15 protein-coding genes are annotated in these 16,022 nt (G+C 70.6%); 9 read left to right on the forward strand and 6 right to left on the reverse strand.

Going from position 1 to position 16,022, the window contains the following annotated elements; genetic code table 11:
* Positions 1-572 precede the first annotated feature (572 nt).
* From AB0E88_RS00180 to abc-f, 3 genes are all read right to left on the reverse strand, one after another.
* Positions 573-1,013 (reverse strand): DUF5959 family protein, encoded by a 441-nt coding sequence (locus tag AB0E88_RS00180; protein ID WP_361621148.1) that lies wholly within the window; start codon positions 1,011-1,013, stop codon positions 573-575.
* A gap of 183 nt (positions 1,014-1,196) precedes the next feature.
* The gene (locus AB0E88_RS00185) at positions 1,197-1,760 is read right to left on the reverse strand and encodes a CGNR zinc finger domain-containing protein (RefSeq protein ID WP_361621151.1); all 564 of its coding nucleotides are present in this window, start codon (positions 1,758-1,760) and stop codon (positions 1,197-1,199) included.
* A gap of 103 nt (positions 1,761-1,863) precedes the next feature.
* Positions 1,864-3,498, reverse strand: a complete 1,635-nt coding sequence (gene abc-f / locus AB0E88_RS00190; RefSeq protein ID WP_361621154.1) for a ribosomal protection-like ABC-F family protein — start codon at positions 3,496-3,498, stop codon at positions 1,864-1,866.
* A gap of 361 nt (positions 3,499-3,859) precedes the next feature.
* Between abc-f and AB0E88_RS00195 the strand changes: the two genes are divergently transcribed.
* On the forward strand, positions 3,860-4,099 hold the full coding sequence (locus tag AB0E88_RS00195; protein WP_361621157.1) for a hypothetical protein: 240 nt from the start codon (positions 3,860-3,862) through the stop codon (positions 4,097-4,099).
* Positions 4,099-4,476: a fic family toxin-antitoxin system, toxin component gene (locus AB0E88_RS00200; protein WP_361621160.1), complete on the forward strand. Its 378-nt coding sequence runs from the start codon at positions 4,099-4,101 to the stop codon at positions 4,474-4,476. Before AB0E88_RS00195 ends, AB0E88_RS00200 begins: the two co-directional genes overlap by 1 nt.
* Positions 4,477-4,613: 137 nt before the next feature.
* Here the strand turns inward: AB0E88_RS00200 and AB0E88_RS00205 are convergent, their stop codons facing one another.
* Both AB0E88_RS00205 and AB0E88_RS00210 read right to left on the reverse strand, forming a co-directional pair.
* On the reverse strand, positions 4,614-5,951 hold the full coding sequence (locus AB0E88_RS00205; RefSeq protein ID WP_361621163.1) for a ParB/RepB/Spo0J family partition protein: 1,338 nt from the start codon (positions 5,949-5,951) through the stop codon (positions 4,614-4,616).
* Positions 5,948-7,213 carry a ParA family protein gene (locus AB0E88_RS00210; RefSeq protein ID WP_361621166.1) on the reverse strand — a complete coding sequence of 422 codons (1,266 nt, stop codon included), beginning with the start codon at positions 7,211-7,213 and terminating at the stop codon, positions 5,948-5,950. Before AB0E88_RS00210 ends, AB0E88_RS00205 begins: the two co-directional genes overlap by 4 nt.
* A 314-nt stretch (positions 7,214-7,527) precedes the next feature.
* On the opposite strand from AB0E88_RS00210, the gene AB0E88_RS00215 reads away from it, so the two are divergent.
* From AB0E88_RS00215 to AB0E88_RS00230, 4 genes are all read left to right on the forward strand, one after another.
* Positions 7,528-8,103: a transcriptional regulator gene (locus AB0E88_RS00215; protein ID WP_361621169.1), complete on the forward strand. Its 576-nt coding sequence runs from the start codon at positions 7,528-7,530 to the stop codon at positions 8,101-8,103.
* Between the two features lie 703 nt (positions 8,104-8,806).
* Entirely contained in the window at positions 8,807-9,919 is a 1,113-nt protein-coding gene (locus AB0E88_RS00220; RefSeq protein ID WP_361621172.1) for a bifunctional DNA primase/polymerase, read from the forward strand.
* Positions 9,916-11,418 carry a phage/plasmid primase, P4 family gene (locus AB0E88_RS00225; RefSeq protein WP_361621175.1) on the forward strand — a complete coding sequence of 501 codons (1,503 nt, stop codon included), beginning with the start codon at positions 9,916-9,918 and terminating at the stop codon, positions 11,416-11,418. Before AB0E88_RS00220 ends, AB0E88_RS00225 begins: the two co-directional genes overlap by 4 nt.
* The gene (locus tag AB0E88_RS00230) at positions 11,415-11,810 is read left to right on the forward strand and encodes a DUF6009 family protein (RefSeq protein WP_361621178.1); all 396 of its coding nucleotides are present in this window, start codon (positions 11,415-11,417) and stop codon (positions 11,808-11,810) included. Before AB0E88_RS00225 ends, AB0E88_RS00230 begins: the two co-directional genes overlap by 4 nt.
* Before the next feature lie 181 nt (positions 11,811-11,991).
* On the opposite strand, the gene AB0E88_RS00235 is transcribed toward AB0E88_RS00230, so the two are convergent.
* On the reverse strand, positions 11,992-12,933 hold the full coding sequence (locus tag AB0E88_RS00235) for a ScbA/BarX family gamma-butyrolactone biosynthesis protein (protein WP_361621181.1): 942 nt from the start codon (positions 12,931-12,933) through the stop codon (positions 11,992-11,994).
* A gap of 298 nt (positions 12,934-13,231) precedes the next feature.
* Between AB0E88_RS00235 and AB0E88_RS00240 the strand changes: the two genes are divergently transcribed.
* Genes AB0E88_RS00240 through AB0E88_RS00250 form a run of 3 tightly spaced genes read left to right on the forward strand, consistent with a single transcriptional unit; the run spans position 13,232 to position 16,007 of the window.
* Positions 13,232-14,467, forward strand: coding sequence for a cytochrome P450 (locus AB0E88_RS00240; RefSeq protein ID WP_361621184.1), 1,236 nt, complete (start codon positions 13,232-13,234; stop codon positions 14,465-14,467).
* Positions 14,468-14,499: 32 nt separating this feature from the next.
* The gene (locus AB0E88_RS00245; RefSeq protein ID WP_361621187.1) at positions 14,500-15,237 is read left to right on the forward strand and encodes an HAD family phosphatase; all 738 of its coding nucleotides are present in this window, start codon (positions 14,500-14,502) and stop codon (positions 15,235-15,237) included.
* Entirely contained in the window at positions 15,234-16,007 is a 774-nt protein-coding gene (locus tag AB0E88_RS00250; RefSeq protein ID WP_361621190.1) for a glucose 1-dehydrogenase, read from the forward strand. Before AB0E88_RS00245 ends, AB0E88_RS00250 begins: the two co-directional genes overlap by 4 nt.
* Positions 16,008-16,022: the final 15 nt, after the last annotated feature.

The following is a 16,022-nucleotide window of genomic DNA, read 5'->3' on the forward strand; positions in this document are numbered from 1 at the left end:
GCAGTTCGCACGGACTGGGTTGGGACCCCTGTTTTCGCAGGTCAGAGGCGTTTCGGAGGTGTCGCTCTCTCTTCTTACAACTCACCGCCGGGATGGGGTTCCTGTATGGGCCTCAGGCCCGTGAAAGGGCGCGGTCACATCGATCGGACACCCCTTACTCCCCCGCTGGTCCCGCACCACAGAAAGTCAGCCACGACGTACCGGTACGGTCGCGGGCAGGCGCGCGTATGCCTCCATCAGCCCCTACCGGCCTCAGCCACGCCATCCTGTCTGTGTGGCCAGGCGGCGGGACAGCGGCTGACGATGCCTCAGGCTCGGCATCGCGGTGGTTGGCTAGGGTGAGTGCCGCACCTGTCGGCGCTTCCCCGGACTCCGGCGGCGCGCGCCCAAGCCGTAGAGCGCCGAAGGAGCCGGGCGGCTTGACGCCTGTGCGATACGCCGGACGCCCCTCACCTATTACGCCGTAATAGATCGTGGGGTCTAGAGCGGGTCTCTTTGATGGGGCCGGTCAGTTGCGAGGGCGCCCGGCCGGGCCGAGCCGGCCGATGAGGCACTCGGACGCTCCCGCGGGGTCAGTCATCCGGATTGATGAGCCTCTGCATGTCCCGAAGCCGTTGACGTGCCTCTGAGATCCACCCCTCGTCCAAATCGAGCGGGACTCTCACCGAGATCTGTGTCTGCGGCTGGTCATGGACTTCCACCACATAGGGGTCGTCCACGATGAAGCGCAGGTAACCGTCGTTGCCTGCAGGTGGCCAGTCGACGGTGATCACGTCCCCTCCGGCAGTCCGAAGGTTGTCCGCCTCGATGCAATCCAGAGCTCCGGCCCAGTGATCCAGGTCCTCAAGGGTCACAAGGATCCGAAGCTGAGCGTTCACGAAGTCACTGGTGATGACAATGTCGGCAGCGTAGTAATCCGGGTCCCACGCCGGCACACGACTGGCAAGCCTGACGCTGACGACCTGGCATCCGTCGGCCAGGCGAATCAGTTCGAGAGCATTGGCATCATCCACGGGCTGAGTGTCCCAGGGCCGGCCGCCCATCGGCCGATCAGCCGCCTCATTGGAGAGACAGGGCTTGGATCGGTGGGGCGTGGCAGATCCGTCGCCGCTCCGAGGCATCATCCAGGCGAGCGGAGCTATTACGCCGTAATAGCTTCGGCGACTCCGGGTCCCGTCGGGCCCGAACCAGGGATGTCAGCGTGGGGGAGTGGTGGGGGTCGTCTTCTTGCGGGCTCGGTAGGCCTTGGCTTTGATCTTGTTGCCGCAGGATTCCATGCCGCACCACTGGCGGCGCATGCCGTGGGAGCGGTCGATGTAGATCCGGGTGCACTCGGGGTTGCCGCACTCCTTGAGCAGGGGTACGTCCGGGCCACTGAGAAGCTCGATGGCCTGGTGTGCGACGGTCGCGAGGGTCTGCGCGGGCGTCGCCTCGTTGTGCCGGCCGGTCGTGGTGAGCTGCGGGGTCACCGGGGTCTCGCGGGCGGCGCCGTTGAGGACGGTGAGCGCCTCGGGGTCGAAGCCCTCACCGAGGCGGCGGTTGGTGACGAGGCGGTAGACGGCCTCGCGGACGGTGATCGCCGCGCGCACGTCTTCGTCGTCGGCGGGCGTGATCGTGTCCACGAGTCCGGACTCGAGGTACCAGGCGTTGAGCCGTTCCGGCGTCACGAACATCTCGAACCGGGTCGAGCGGCGGGCTCGCAGGGTCGCTGCGAAGTCGAGCGCCGGGTGGCCGCACACGAAGACATGGTCGAGGTTCACGTCACCATCCTGACAGGTGACTGTCTCGGGAGGCAAGAAGTGTCCTGTCGGGCCCGCGCCGGGCACGGGGGCCTGGGGCGCGGGCCACGTCAGACGCTGCGGCTCACACCGCCGGGACCCCGGTCTCCTTGAGTGTGCCGTCGGCCAGCCGCAGCCAGCGGTCGACCCCGATCGCGGCGAGGAACCGCTCGTCGTGGCTGACCACCATGAAGGCGCCCTGGTAAGAGTTGAGTGCGCTCTCCAGCTGGCCCGCGCTGACGAGGTCGAGGTTGTTGGTGGGCTCGTCGAGCAGGAGCAGGTGGGGTGCCGGTTCGGCGCACAGTACACAGGCCAGGGTCGCGCGCAGCCGTTCGCCGCCGGAGAGCACGCCGACCGGCAGGTGTGCCCGGGCGCCCCGGAAGAGGAAGCGGGCGAGCAGGTTCATCCGCTCCGCCTCCGGCCGCTCGGGCGCGAAGGCGGCGAAGTTCTCCGCGACGGTGCGGTCCACGTCGAGCAGGTCCAGGCGCTGCGAGAGATAGGCGATCCGGCCGTCGTTGCGCTTGATCTCCCCGCTGTCCGGGGTGAGGTCGCCGGTGACCAGCCGCAGCAGGGTGGTCTTTCCCGCGCCGTTCGGCCCGGTGAGCGCGATGCGCTCGGGGCCGCGGACACTCAGGTCGATGCCCTGGCCGGCGAACACGGCCCGGCCGTCGTGCTGGACCTGCAGTCCCTCGCCGAGGAAGAGGTTGCGTCCGGCGGGCACCTGGGTGTCGGGCAGTTCCAGGCTGAGGCGCTGCTCGTCGCGCAGGGCACGCCCGGCCTCGTCGAGGCGGGCCTTGGCCTCGCCGACCCGGGAGGCGTGCATCGTGCCGGACCTGCCGGCGGCCTCCTGCGCACCCCGCTTCATGGTGCCGGCGAAGATGCGCGGGAGCCCGGCGTTCTTGAGGTTCTTGGCGGCGTTGCTCGCGCGGCGCTCGGCGCGTTCGCGGGCCTGCTGCATCTCCCGCTTCTCCCGCTTGAGTTCCTGTTCCGCGTTGCGGACGTTCTTCTCGGCGACCTCCTGTTCGGCGCGCACGGCCTCCTCGTACTCGGTGAAGTTGCCGCCGTACAGGCGCAGTTCGCTGCTGCCGAGTTCGGCGATGCGCTCCATGCGGTCGAGCAGCGCCCGGTCGTGGCTGACCAGCAGCAGACAGCCGTTGAAGTCCTCGAGCACGTCGTAGAGCTTGTGCCGGGCCTCCAGGTCGAGATTGTTGGTCGGCTCGTCGAGCAGCAGTACGTCGGGGCGCTTGAGCAGTTGGGCGGCGAGGCCGAGGGAGACGACCTGGCCGCCGCTGAGCGTGCTCAGGCTGCGGTCCAGGGTGAGGTGGACGAGGCCCAGGCGGTCGAGCTGGGCGCGGGTGCGTTCCTCGATGTCCCAGTCGTCGCCGATGGTGGCGAAGTGCTCCTCGCTCACGTCCCCCGACTCCACGGCGTCCAGTGCGCGGATCACGTCGGCCACGCCGAGTACCTCGGCGACGGTGAGGTCGCCGGTCAGGGGGAGGGTCTGCGGGAGGTGGCCGAGGGTGCCGTTGACCGTCAAGGAGCCGGTGAGGGGCTTGAGTTCGCCGGCGATCAGCTTGAGCAGGGTGCTCTTGCCGGAGCCGTTGGGGGCGACCAGGCCGGTGCGGCCGGGGGGCACGGTGAAGGACAGGTCGTGGAAGACGGGGGTGTCGTCCGGCCACGTGAAGGAGAGGGTCGAGCAGACGATGGCAGCGTCGGACATGGGAGCGACCTCGTGAGGAACTGAGGGCAGAGCATGGCGAGCATGGACTTCCTGCCCTGGGCAGACGTGGAAAAGGAAAGGGGAACGACGAAACGGACCACGTCGGCGGCGCTCCTGCGCACCGGCCGGTGGCCGTCAGGTCCGGATCTCACCCGGAGATGTCGTCGTCACCCACCACGTCTGCGACTCCTCGATACACGGTCTTGGTCGCTCCGAGGTTAGCAGTTCGTCTCTTCCTGTCTCGGGGAGATGTTCCGGCGAGGAGGGGCGGGTGTGTGCCGTCGTCACCGTTCAGAGGGGTGATGATGGCGTGTGCCGACTGTCGGCCGACGGTCTTGGTAACGTCTGTTACCATTCGGGTATGGCCAAGACACAGCTGGGCGCACGAGTCGACGACGAGATCGCGGAGCTGGCCAGGGCCCGCGCGAAGGACCGGGGGGTGAGCCTGGGGGACTACATCGCGTCCCTCGTCCGGGACGACGCCGACGGCATGCGCCGGCGGGGACTGGACGCCGCGCGCCGCTTCCTCGACGAGCACCAAGCTCTGTTCGATGAGGCGGAAGACGCCGGACAGCGTCCCGCGGGAGCCCACGCCGCCTGATGGATCTCCACATCGACGTCCCCTGGATCCTTCAGGTCGCCGAACTCGCGGGTGCGGACGACCCCGCCCCCGACGACTACGGCGTACCGGTGGCCGCCGTCGCCTGTCACCGCGCCGAACTCCTCGACCAGCCCGTCTACGACGGCCCCTACGCCCGCGCGGCCGCCCTGGTGCACGTCCTCGGCCGCTGCCGCTGGCTGGAGCGCTCCAACATGGCCGTGGCCGCGGCGACGGGCGTCATGTATCTGGAGGCTTCCGGCATCCCGGTCAAGCCCACCCGCGAGGACGCGATCGCTCTGCGCGACCTCCTGCGCGACCCCGCCTGCACCGCCGGGAGGATCGCCGCCCTCCTGCGCACCTGGTCGCCGTCCCGCTGACGGCGCTGCCCGCCTGGCCGGGCGCACGCCGCTGGTGCGCGCAAAGGCGTCGAGAAGTCCTCGCACGCCCAGGGGGCAGATACGGCAGCGCCCCGCTCCGGCACGTGGGAGGAGCGGGGCGGACGACGGCCCACCGGTCAGTCGACCTGAGCGGCGATCTGGTCGACGAGGCGCTGCGCCAGCTCGCCGAGCCGGGCGGGGTCGCGCTGCAGTGCCTTGACGCTCAGGAAGTCGATGAGGTCGAAGAACGTGTCGTCGCTGGGGATCTTCTGGTCCAGCAGCATCGCGATGTACCCGGGCTCGTCGTACGGCAGGGGCCGGGCCGGGCGTGCGTTGGCGGCCGCCGACTCACCGCCGCCGGAAGCGGACTCGGCCGTGCGCGGCGGGGCGACCGGCTGAGCCGCCTTCGCCGGCACGGTCGCTGACACGGCGTCGGACGCCTCGGACGCAGCGGCTTCCCGGGCCGGCTCCGGAACGTCCACCGGGGCAGGGGAGGCCTGCGCCGGGGCGACGGGGTCCGCCTCGGGCTGGGGCGGTGCCTGCACCGGGTCCGTGGGGGCCGCCTGGGGCTCGGGCGCCCGGACCGGGTCGGTGGTGTCCTCCGTGGCCGGCGGGGCCTGCACCGGCACCGTCGGCGGCTGGACCTGCACAGCCGGGTCGGTGGCCGCGGCGGTCTGTGCGGCACCGGACGCGGACGCGTCGTCGTGCGCGGCCGGTCCTGGAACCGCCGCAGGCTCCTCCTGGCGAGCAGCCTTGCGGGCCGCCTTCTCCGCCTCCCTGCGGGCGCGTTCGGCCTTGAGCGCCTCGAGGGCCTCCATCTGCTGGTCGGCGGGCTTGTTGCCGACGGCGCGCAGCAGGTCGATGGGCTCCTGCCCGATCAGTGCCTGGAGTTCGGGGACGAGCGTGAGCAGGGCCAGCCGCTGGGAGACCCAGCCCTGCGAGCGGTGCAGTCGCTTGGCGAGGGCCGTCTGGCTGCCGTGGATGGCGAGCAGCCGCTGAAGGGCGCGGGCCTCGTCGAGCTCCTCGAGGTCCTGCCGGTGGATGTTGGCCACCAGCGCGGACTCCAAGAGCTCCTCCGACGTGCTGCCCTGGTCGTCGCTCACCATGACCTTGACGGTGGTGAGGCCGGCTTCGCGGGCGGCGGCGAGGCGGCTGCTGCCGTCGATGACGACGTGCGTGGCGTTCGGCTCGAGGTCGTCCGCACGGTCGGGGTTGGCTGCCAGATAGGCGTCGCGGTTCATGACCGTGATGGCCTGCTTCTGGCCGTGCGTCTTGAGGCTTCCCGCGAGGTCCGTGAGATCGCCCAGTTGCGAGCGCGGGTTGTCGGGGTTGGGGCTGATGCGGTGGACGGGCAGCTCGCTCGGGGGAGCGACTCCGTCGGTCGGTACGCCGGTCGCCGCCGCCACGGCCTGCCGGCGTGCGCTGACGGGCCGGGCGCCGAAGCGTCCGGCGCCCAGCTGGTCGGCCTTGCTCATGAGATCTCCCGGGCCAGTGCGCGCATTCCGATGGCCTGCTGGGACCTGGGCGCGTAGGAGAGCAGTGGCTGCTTCATCCGGACCGCTTCCTTCTGTTCCTTCAGGTCGCCGATGAGTCCCACCACCCGCGGATCCTTTATGTCGACCCAGCCCTGGAGCGAGGAGGTGGCGATGTAACCGCGGCGGGAGTCGTAGAGGTTGACGACGATGCCGAGGTAGCCGATGTCGATCTGGAGGTCGTCGCGCAGGTCGTCGATCTGCGTGGTGAGCAGCTCGTAGGCGTCGGCGGAACTGTCCTCGGCCTGCACCACGATGAGGGCGCCGGACTGCCCGGGCTTCTCGCCGTCCCGGCGCCTGCCGTAGTAGGCGGCGGCGTCCATGCTCAGGCCGAGGCTGGGCGGGCAGTCGACGATGATGACGTCGTAGTCCGCCTCGAGCGGGGCGAGGGCCCGCTCCAGGGCGGCCTCACGGGCCCGTACGGCGGACAGGCGCACGTCCAGGAGGAAGGCGTCGTTGCAGGCGGGCAGCAGGTGGAGCCGGCCGCCGAAGGTCTCCTCGTCGATGGGCACGATGAGGTCGCGCAGATCGCCCTTGGGGTCGCCCGCCATGTGGTTGGTGAGGCTGTCACCGTTCATCGGCAGGGGAGCGGCGCCGAGTTGGTTGGTGAGGTGGCACTGGGGGTCGAAGTCCACGAGGAGGACCCGCATGCCCAGACCGGGCAGGTTCTCCACCTCCAGGGGCTCGTCCTCGGTCTCCTCGCCCTCGTTCTGCGCCTCGCTCGCGCGCAGGGCCTTGGCGAGCGCCTTGGACACGCGGACGGAGTGCAGGGCGTTGGGGGACTCGGCGAGCGCCTCGCCGACGCCGGCCGTGATGGCGGTCTTGCCCACCCCGCCCTTCTGGTTGCAGACGATGATGCGGCGGGTGACGGCGGGCCGCTGGACGTCGGGTGCGGGGTTGGAGTCGAGCCACAGCTTCACGGACTGGGCGAGTCCCTGGATGAGGGAGACGTTGCGGTCCGCGGCGACCTGGCGGAAGGTCTCCCACTGGCCGGGGGGAAGGAACGTGGAGAAGGAGTCGGCGCCCGCGGTGTCGACGGTTTCGGTGGCGGAGGCGAGCGCGCACCAGTCCCTGATGCCCTGTTCGACGGCCGCCTGGATCTCGACGCCGTGCTGAGCGGCTCTGATTTTCAGGTCTTGCCGGATCTGTCCCGGCAGCTTGGAGACGACCTTGTCGCGATCGCCGGAGGAGGCTGGAGAACTCATGGGGCTACCTTACTAACGCTCGTGATCATTTGTGTCATTGACGCGTTAGTTAGGTCGACTTCTGTGTCCCGCGGCGGGGTTGGGGCCTGCCCATCGTCGCAGGCGTGGTGTCCGAATCGACACTAGTTGTCCCAACTGCGGGGCGCGTGGCGGGCTATTACGGCGTAATAGCCCGTCCGGGTCGGCCGGTTGCCTGCCACTGGGGCCTCACCGCGGCGGTTGAGCCGGGAGGGGGCTCTGTGCGGCCTGTACTCTCGAGTCGGCAGACGTGAGCGTGAGGGCCTTGCCACAGGTGGACGGGGTGAGGAGTCGAGGTGCCGGATAGGAACATCGAGTTCGGCAGATACGGTGCTCGCGGCATCAAGGGCCACGAGGCGGTGGCCCGCCAGCTGGATGCACTCGCCAACTTCGTCGCCACCCCCGTCACAGCGCGTCGAGGCCTGCTGGCGCGCCTGCACTATCTGACGCGTACCCCGCATGCCCGGCAGGCGGCGCGGGAGGCCGGCCTGACGGTGACGGACCGGACCCTGAGGGCATGGCTGGACGGCAGGCGCAGTCCGTCGAGGCAGAACCTCGAGCGGATCGAGACGGCCTACCGGGCGGTGCGGCGGCACAACGTGGCCCGCTACCTGCTGGCGCGCCTCAACCGTGCGGGCCGGGGCACGCGGGTGGAGTTCCATCCGCTCGATCAGTCCCAGGTGCTGGGTCCCCGTCAGCGCGCGGTGTCCTTCCGCACCCTGAACGTGCGTCACTGGGACCGGATCGTCCAGGCCTGGGCCGACGACGACATGACAGCCCTGGACGACGCCTGGATCAACGACGCGGTGGTGGACCTCGGCTCCGAGTGGGGCCAGTACGAGTACGTCACCAACATCGGCTTCGCTGCCTGACGGCCCGCCCGGAGAGGCGTGAGACGCCGTACGGCGTCGGCTCGGGGGCAACGCGTCGGGTGCGTCGGCGCGGGTGCGTCGCCTCGGGTGCAGGTGGTGCCGGGGTGCGGGGTTTTCCCAGTGGGGCGGCGCCCGGGGGAGGGGGCCGCCGGGGCCCGGCCGCGGGCGCGTGGTCGGTGTACTTGGTCGGGGTAATCGGCAAGTTGAGTCGCTTCGGTCACTTGGGTCGCTGGGCGGGCCCGGGAGGCGTGGCCGGGGGGCCCGGTCCAGCTCCGCTCCAGGGCCGCTTGAGGTTCTGCGCCTACAGCGACTGAACTGCAGCGACCGTAAAAAGGCTCGGTAGCTGTCGGTCGCTGGGAAGAAATGCCTGGTCAAACGGGGTTTGTGGGCCATGTCAGCGACTGAAGCGACTCAGCTACCGGGTATATGAAGCGATATGCGTGTGCGCGCGTGTGCGTCATATATAGAGACCTTGAGTCGCTTCAGTCGCTTTTCTGTTGTGCAGGATGGCTCTGACCTGGGCTTTTACCCAGCTACCGAGCTCAGCGACTGAAACCGCTTTGGTCGCTGGGTTCGGTCGTGGGTCGCTCGCGTGGGTCGCTCCGGGCGGAACGGGTTCTTTCCACAGGGGCCCCACCTCTACCAGGGCTTCGCTAGTCTGTGACCGTCGTTGAGTCGCTTCGGTCGCTGACGGGGGAAAGACATGACCGATGAGCTGCGGGTTTTACGCAGCGACTCACCACGGCCCGCTACTGACCCGGCGGGCGTCCCACAGTCCCTGGCCATCGCACGATGGTGCGCAGGCCGCGGTTGGCCGGTTCATCCGCTGGCCCCGGGACGCAAGACGCCCGCGGGCAACTGCGCGGCCTGCCGTGAGCCGGGGCACACCCACCAGGGGTGCCGCTGTCCTGCCGTCGGTCGCTGGTGCCACGGCTTCAGAGCCGCGACGCTGGACTTCGCCCGGATCGAGCAGTGGTGGGGCGCCCGCCCGGAGTTCGGGGTCGGCGTCGCCTGCGGGCCTGCCGGACTCGTCGTCATCGACGTCGACGCCCACGCACGCCGGCTGCCCGGGCGCGACCGGCTGCTGCCGGGCATCGCCATCGCCGAGACGGTGGACCTGACCGGGCTGGCGAACGGCTTCCACACCCTCGGTGTCCTGGCCGCCCTGCGCGGTGCGCCGTCCCCCGCGGAGGACGAGTCGACCTTGCGGGTGCGCACGCCCTCCGGAGGGCTGCACGTGTGGTACCGGGCCCTGCAGGGGCAGCGCTGGCAGTGCTCCACCGGCTCCGGCGGCGGGCGGGCCCTGGCCTGGCAGGTCGACGTACGAGCACATGGGGGTTACATCGTCGCCCCCGGTACCGCCACCGCTACCGGGCTCTACCGGGCCGTCGGGCCGGCGCGGGAGCCCGCGCCGCTGCCTGCCTGGCTCGCCCGGGAACTGGAACGCACCGGCCATCTGCCACCCGCTCACGTCCCCGCGCCCCGTCCGGTCCCCCCGCGGGCCCGTCAGGCCGTCCTGGCGGCCGCAGGAGGCCCTGGGAGCGCCCCAGGGATGCTTGCGGGCCTGCTGGCCGAGGTCGCCGCCTGTGCCGCCGTGTCCGAGGGCGCGGGGTTCACCGAGAAACTCAACCGCGCCGCCTACACCGCCGGCGGGCTCGTCGCCGCGGGCGTGCTGGAGCCCGAGGAGGCCGAACGCGCCCTGCGCGAGGCGGCGGCGCGCGCCCGGCCCGGGCAGGAACGGCGCTACGACGCCGTGATCCGCAGCGGGATGAACGCGGGCCGTGCCCGTCCGCTGTCCCCGGGAGGCCGCCGGTGAACGGCCACGACAACGCCCTGTTCGACGCCCGCGCGGTCGCCGCGCAGATCCTCGCCCAGCCCGTGCCCGCACCCCGCTCCCGGGGCGAGGCCACCGTGCCGGCGGGCGGTGAGGCCACCGCTGACGGGTTGCTGCCCGACACCCTCAGCGACCGGGGCAACGCCAAGCTGTTCGTCCGGCTGTACGCCAACGACTACCGGCACGTCCCGGGCCTCGGCTGGTTCAGGTGGGACAGCACTCGCTGGCAGGTCGACGAGGACGACACCGTGCTGTGGGCCGCGGGCGACCTGGCGGAGTCCCTGGCCGTGACCGACCCGCGGGGAATCCACAGCGCGAACGCGCTGCAGCAGCACCGCCGCCGCGCGCTGAGCACCAGCGGGATGAACGCCATGCTGACCCAGGCCAAGTCGGCACCTGGCATGGTGCTCAACGCCGCGCTGCTGGACGCCGATCCGTATGCGCTGTGCACGCCCGGAGGGATCGTCGATCTGCGGACCGGCCTGATGCGCGCCCCCGACCGGGACAAGGACTTCCACTCCCGCTCCACCACCGCGGCCCCCGAGCCGATGCCCACGCCCCGCTGGGACCGGTTCCTCGGCGACACCTTCGGTGAGGGACCCGAGGGCGCGGAGATGATCGATTTCCTGCATCTGCTGCTCGGCTACTCCATCACCGGCGACGTCGGGGCCCAGGTGATGCCGTTCCTGTTCGGCTCCGGCAAGAACGGCAAGTCGGTGCTGCTGGACGTGGTGATGAAACTCGTCGGCGACTACGCCGACGCCGCGCCGCCCGGCTTCCTCATGGCCCGCCCCTACGAGGGCCACCCCACCGATCTCGCCGAGCTGCACGGACGCCGTGTGATCGTCTGCAGCGAGGTCAAGCCGGGGGACCGGTTCGACGAGGCGCGGGTGAAGCTGCTGACCGGCGGCGACCGGATCAAGGCACGCCGGATGCGGCAGGACTTCTTCAGCTTCCAGCCCACGCACAAGCTCTGGCTGCTGGGCAACCACCGGCCCGAAGTCGGCACCGGTGGCTTCGCGTTCTGGCGGCGGATGCGGCTGATCCCTTTCGAGCGGGTCGTGCCCGACCACCGCAAGGTCGACAACCTGGCGGACATCCTCGTCACGGAGGAGGGGCCCGGCATCCTCAACTGGCTCGTCGTGGGGGCTCGCCGGTATCTGAGCGGTGAGAAGAACCTGCTGGGCCCGGAGCGCGTGCGGATCGCCACCACGGCGTACGCCGAGACGGAGGACCACATCGGCCGGTTTCTCGGCGAGTCGTGCCGGCTGCAGCCGGGCCTGAGGACGGAACAGGCCGGTCTCTACGCGGCGTACAGGTCGTGGTGCCAGAATGAGGGGGCCCCGGCCGTCTCGTCCCGTTCCTTCGCGGCACGGGTCCGGGAGTTGGTGGGACTCGCGTCTCCGAAGGAGATGATCCTGTCCAACCAGCGCAAGTACTACCCGGGCATCGGATTGGCCGCCGACGAGGAGACAGCATGAGCGCCCTCATCGCCGAGGACGAGATCGTCCACGAGGTCGACTTGGTCTGGCTCGAGGACATCAGCGAGCTGGACTACGTCCGCCAGAGCCTGGACCGGCTGCCGACCCGCCGGGGCCGGCCCGCCTACCACCGCGACGGCCGCATGGTCGGTTACGCGCTGCTCGGCCCGCAGGCCAAGCCCTCACGTTCGTCGGGCACGTTCCGGCGCCGGGTGTTCTGGCTTCTGCCGCACGACCGCGACACCGCGCCCGACGGGCTGTACGCCACAGGGGCCCCGGCCGAGGCGGTCGATCCGCGCACGCTCGCGCCCGGCAGCAAGGGGCGCAAGACGGACCGGTCGGAGGGCGAGCCGCGGCCGTCGCGGCTGGGAGAGCGGGCGGTCACGCCGTAGGAGGCACGGCCAGGGGAGCGGTGCCCCGCTCCCGCGGAGCGCGCGGTCAGGGGGAGGCCCGCTCATGGAGCGCTGGTGCACGAACACGCAGGGCCGTCCGGCCTGCGGCGACGCAGGGCCGGCCGCCCGCGACTGCGCGCGCGCCCCGGCGGTCGGGGCGCGCGCGTCCTGCAGGCCGGGGTCAGCTCACCGGCCCGGTGATCGTGGAGGAGAAGACCTTCTCCCCGTCCTGGTGGCCGGTGACCTCCACGGTCATCATGGAGCCCCCTTCGGGCGCCACGCGCGTGACGTCGATCCAGCAGGGCCGGTCCAGTTCGGCGTAACGGAAGAAGTCGGTGGACGCGGCGGTCGGGACGATGGCGCGGGGGGCCAGCGCGGCGCAGGCGGCCTGACGGGCCCCCTCCAGCAGGACCATGCCGGGCAGGTGGTCGCCGGAGTGGTCGAAGAAGATCGGGTGTCCGAGATCCGGGGTGAGCATCCACCGCCCGGGTCTCTCCGTCGCGCTGAGGACGACATCGGCCGGCAGCAGGCGGCCCACCGACGTCGGCAGGAGCGGATCGCGGTCGGTGCTCAGGTCGAAGGCAGGGCCCTGCCAGGGCGTCCGGTTCGCGCGCAGACGCTCGTAGACGGCCGGCGGGAGGGTGGAGAAGGTTCCGGCGCCGTGCGCCACCAGCGCTCCGTCGCGGCGTATGGACAGCTCCATGCGCATCCGGTTGGCCACCCCGCGCCGCCAGGTGATTTCCGTACAGTGCGCGTCCAGCTCGAAGTCGGTGGGGCGGGCGGCGATGCGCAGTTGCGGCGCGTATGTCGTGTAGCTGAGGTTCCACATGACGAAGTGGTGGCCCAGCGGGACGCCGAGTTCGGCGTGGGCGAGGAACAGACCCGCCTGACGAAACGTCTCTGCTACCTGGAGCGGGTCGTGGCTGCTTCCGTCGCCGCCGTTGAAGAGGGCGTGCGTCCGGGGCCATTGGCCGGTGAGCTCGAAGCGCTGGTCCTCGTGAGAGGTGCAGCCGGTGAGGAAGACCTCGGCCAGGCAGGCGCGGTGGACGTACTCCTTCGGAACCGTGGTGGTGAGTCTCGGAAGCACCGACAGCGCCATGTCGTGTGCGGTGTGCAGAACCATGAAAACCCCCGCCTTGAGAGCCCTGCTCGATGACGACCTGTCATAAGATACGGACCTACCGGTTTTCTTGGCCGGGCCGTTTGGTAAAGTGTAAGTCAAGTGTCCAGGAAAACCTGAACGATTGGTTCCGTTTGCGGTGGTTCAACTTTGGCCCGTCCGGGGCCGTTGACCTGCTATAAACCCGGACAACCCGGCGCAACATGGAACGGCGGCACGCTGAGTTCGGCGAAGTAGTGGTGACATAAAAAAACCCGGCTCGCGGTTTCCTTCTGTCCTCGGCTGACCCCTGGAGGTACCAGTGCACACAACACCCGCTCCCGTCGTCCTCGATCCGACCGGCCAGGACCTGCACGGCGAGGCGGCGCGACTGCGCGACCTCGGTCCTGTCGTCCAGGTCGAGCTCCCCGGCGGAGTGGTGGCCTGGTCGGTCAACCGGCACGACCTGATCAAGCGGGTGCTGACGGACCCGCGGGTGTCCAAGGACGCCTACCGGCACTGGCCCGCGTGGATCAGCGGTGAGGTGGACGACTCCTGGCCGCTGGCCATGTGGGTGTCCGTGCGCAGCATGCTCACCGCCTACGGCACCGAGCACACGCGGCTGCGCAAGCTCATCGCCGGCGCCTTCACCGCCCGGCGCGTGACGGACCTGCGGCCGCGCATCCGGCAGATCACCGACGAGCTGCTGACCGGGCTGGCACAGCGGCCGGCCGGACAACCGGTGGACATCCGCCGGGAGTTCGCCTACGAACTTCCCCTGCGCGTGATCTCCGAGATGCTCGGCCTGGACGAGCAGGAGAGCCACGACTTCCACCGCGTGGTCAACGTCCTGTTCACCACCTCCACCGACCCCGACACCGCCCGGAGGAACCAGGCCGAGCTGTACGAGCTGCTCAACAACCTCGTCCGGCGCAAGCGCGCCGCACCAGCCGCCGATCTGACCAGCGCCCTGATCACCATGCGCAGCGAGGACGGGGACGGGCTGACCGAGCGGGAACTCGTGGACACCCTCCATCTGATCCTCGGCGCGGGACACGAGACGACCGTCAACCTCCTCGACCACGCCCTGTGTTCCCTGCTCACCCACCCCGAGCAGCTCCGCCTCGCCCGCGAGTCCACCATCACCTGGGACGCCGTGGTCGACGAGACGCTGCGCTGCCAGGCGCCGGTGGCCACCATCCCGCTGCGCTTCGCCGTGGAGGACCTGGAGCTGGAGGACGTCGTCATCCGCGCCGGTGAGCCCATCGTCCTGTCCCTGGCGGCCGCGGGCCGGGACCCCGGCACCCACGGCGCGGACGCGGCGGTCTTCGACGCCACCCGCCCCACGCGCCGCGACCACCTCGCCTTCGGTCACGGTGTGCACCACTGCCTCGGCCGGCCGCTCGCCATGAGCGAGGCGACGATCGCGCTGCCGGCCTTCTTCGAGCGTTTCCCGCAGGCCCGGCTGGCGACGCCGGCCGACGAGCTCGGCCTGCTCGAGTCGTTCATCTCCACCGGCCACACCGGCCTGCCGGTGGTGCTGGCGCCTGCGTCCTGACGGCTCCGCGTCCTTCGAGGGAGACAGACCCCATGACCCAACACGCGCTGCACGGCCTGCGCCTGGCCGCCGTGGACATCGACGGCGTCCTGCTCAACGACACGTTCAGTCCCGTCATCCACCGTCTCGCCGTGCGCTACGGAGTCGCGTACACACCCGAACTGGAGCGTGCGGTCTTCTCCCGGCCCCGCACGGCCGCCGCCGAGGTCTTCGCCGCGGCGGCAGGGACCGGGGAGTCCCCGCAGGAGATGATCGGCGCCTACTTCGCGGAAAGAGAGCGCTACCTGAGAACCCATCCGGTGCGGGTGCTCGACGGAGCGCTCGCGCTGCTGCGGCGGCTCAGCGCCCTCGGCCTGCGCCTCGTGTGCTACGGCGGCCTGGACAAGAGCCACTTCGACCGCCACCTCGGCCCGTGGGCGTCGTACTTCTCCGGGCCCGGTTACGTCTGCACCGACGCCTTCCGCCCCGGTATCGAGGAGATCACCCGGGACGTCTTCGGGCTGGACTTCGGCCAGGTGCTGTTCATCGACGACGTCGCCTCCGTCGCCGAACGCGCGAGGGAGCTGGACGTCGCCTTCATCGGGCACCCCAGCTCCTTCGCCCACGGCTTCCAGCGGCAGCTGATGCGCGAGGCCGGAGTCGCCTACCTGGCCGACAGCCTCGACGACATCGACGAGACCATGCTGCGCGCCGTGGCCGCCGACGCGGCCGCGGGCACCCTGTGGCAGGACGCCGGCCCGGTGCGCGCCGCCGGGACGGTGCACGCGTGAGCGGGGAGGGGGCCGCCGCCCTCGCCGGAAGAGTCGTCCTGATCACCGGCGCCAGCAGCGGGATCGGAGCAGCCGCCGCCCGGGTCTTCACCGAGCAGGGGGCCTCGGTCGTTCTCGTGTCCCGCCGGGAGGACAGGCTGCGCGCACTTGTGGGGGAACTGCGCGCTGCGGGGGCCGAGGCGAGCCACCACGTCGCCGACGTACGCGTCGGCGAGGAGGTCCGCCAGGCCGTCTCCCACGCGGTGGACACCTACGGCAGGCTGGACGCCGCGTTCAACAACGCCGGCGCCGGAGTGGAGAAGGTGCCGCTGCACCTGGTGCCGGAGGCCGACTACGAGCTGGTCATGGACACCAACGTGCGCGGCGTGTGGAACTGCATGACCCACGAGATCACCGCCATGCTGGCCTCCGGGGGAGGGACGATCGTGAACACCAGCAGCGTCGGCGGACTGGTGGCTTCCTCCGTCGCCGCTCCCTACATCGCCTCCAAACACGCCGTGATCGGCCTGACCAAGGCCGCGGCGGTGGAGTACGCACCGCACGGCATACGCGTCAATGCCATCGCCCCCGGCCTGACCCGCTCGGAGATGGTCGAGCAGTGGTTCACACTGAGCCCGGAAGCGGAGCAGCGGGCCTACTCGTCCGCCCCGCAGGGCCGGGCCGCCGATCCCCGCGAGGTGGCGGAGGCGGCGGCCTGGCTGTGCAGCGACCGGGCGAGCTTCGTCACCGGTGCCACGCTCGCCGTCGACGGGGGCCGCACCGCCTGGTGACGTCCCGTGTGATCC

Origin of the sequence: Streptomyces sp. NPDC028635 (assembly GCF_040637635.1) — a bacterium.
Classification (GTDB): Bacteria; Actinomycetota; Actinomycetes; order Streptomycetales; family Streptomycetaceae; genus Streptomyces.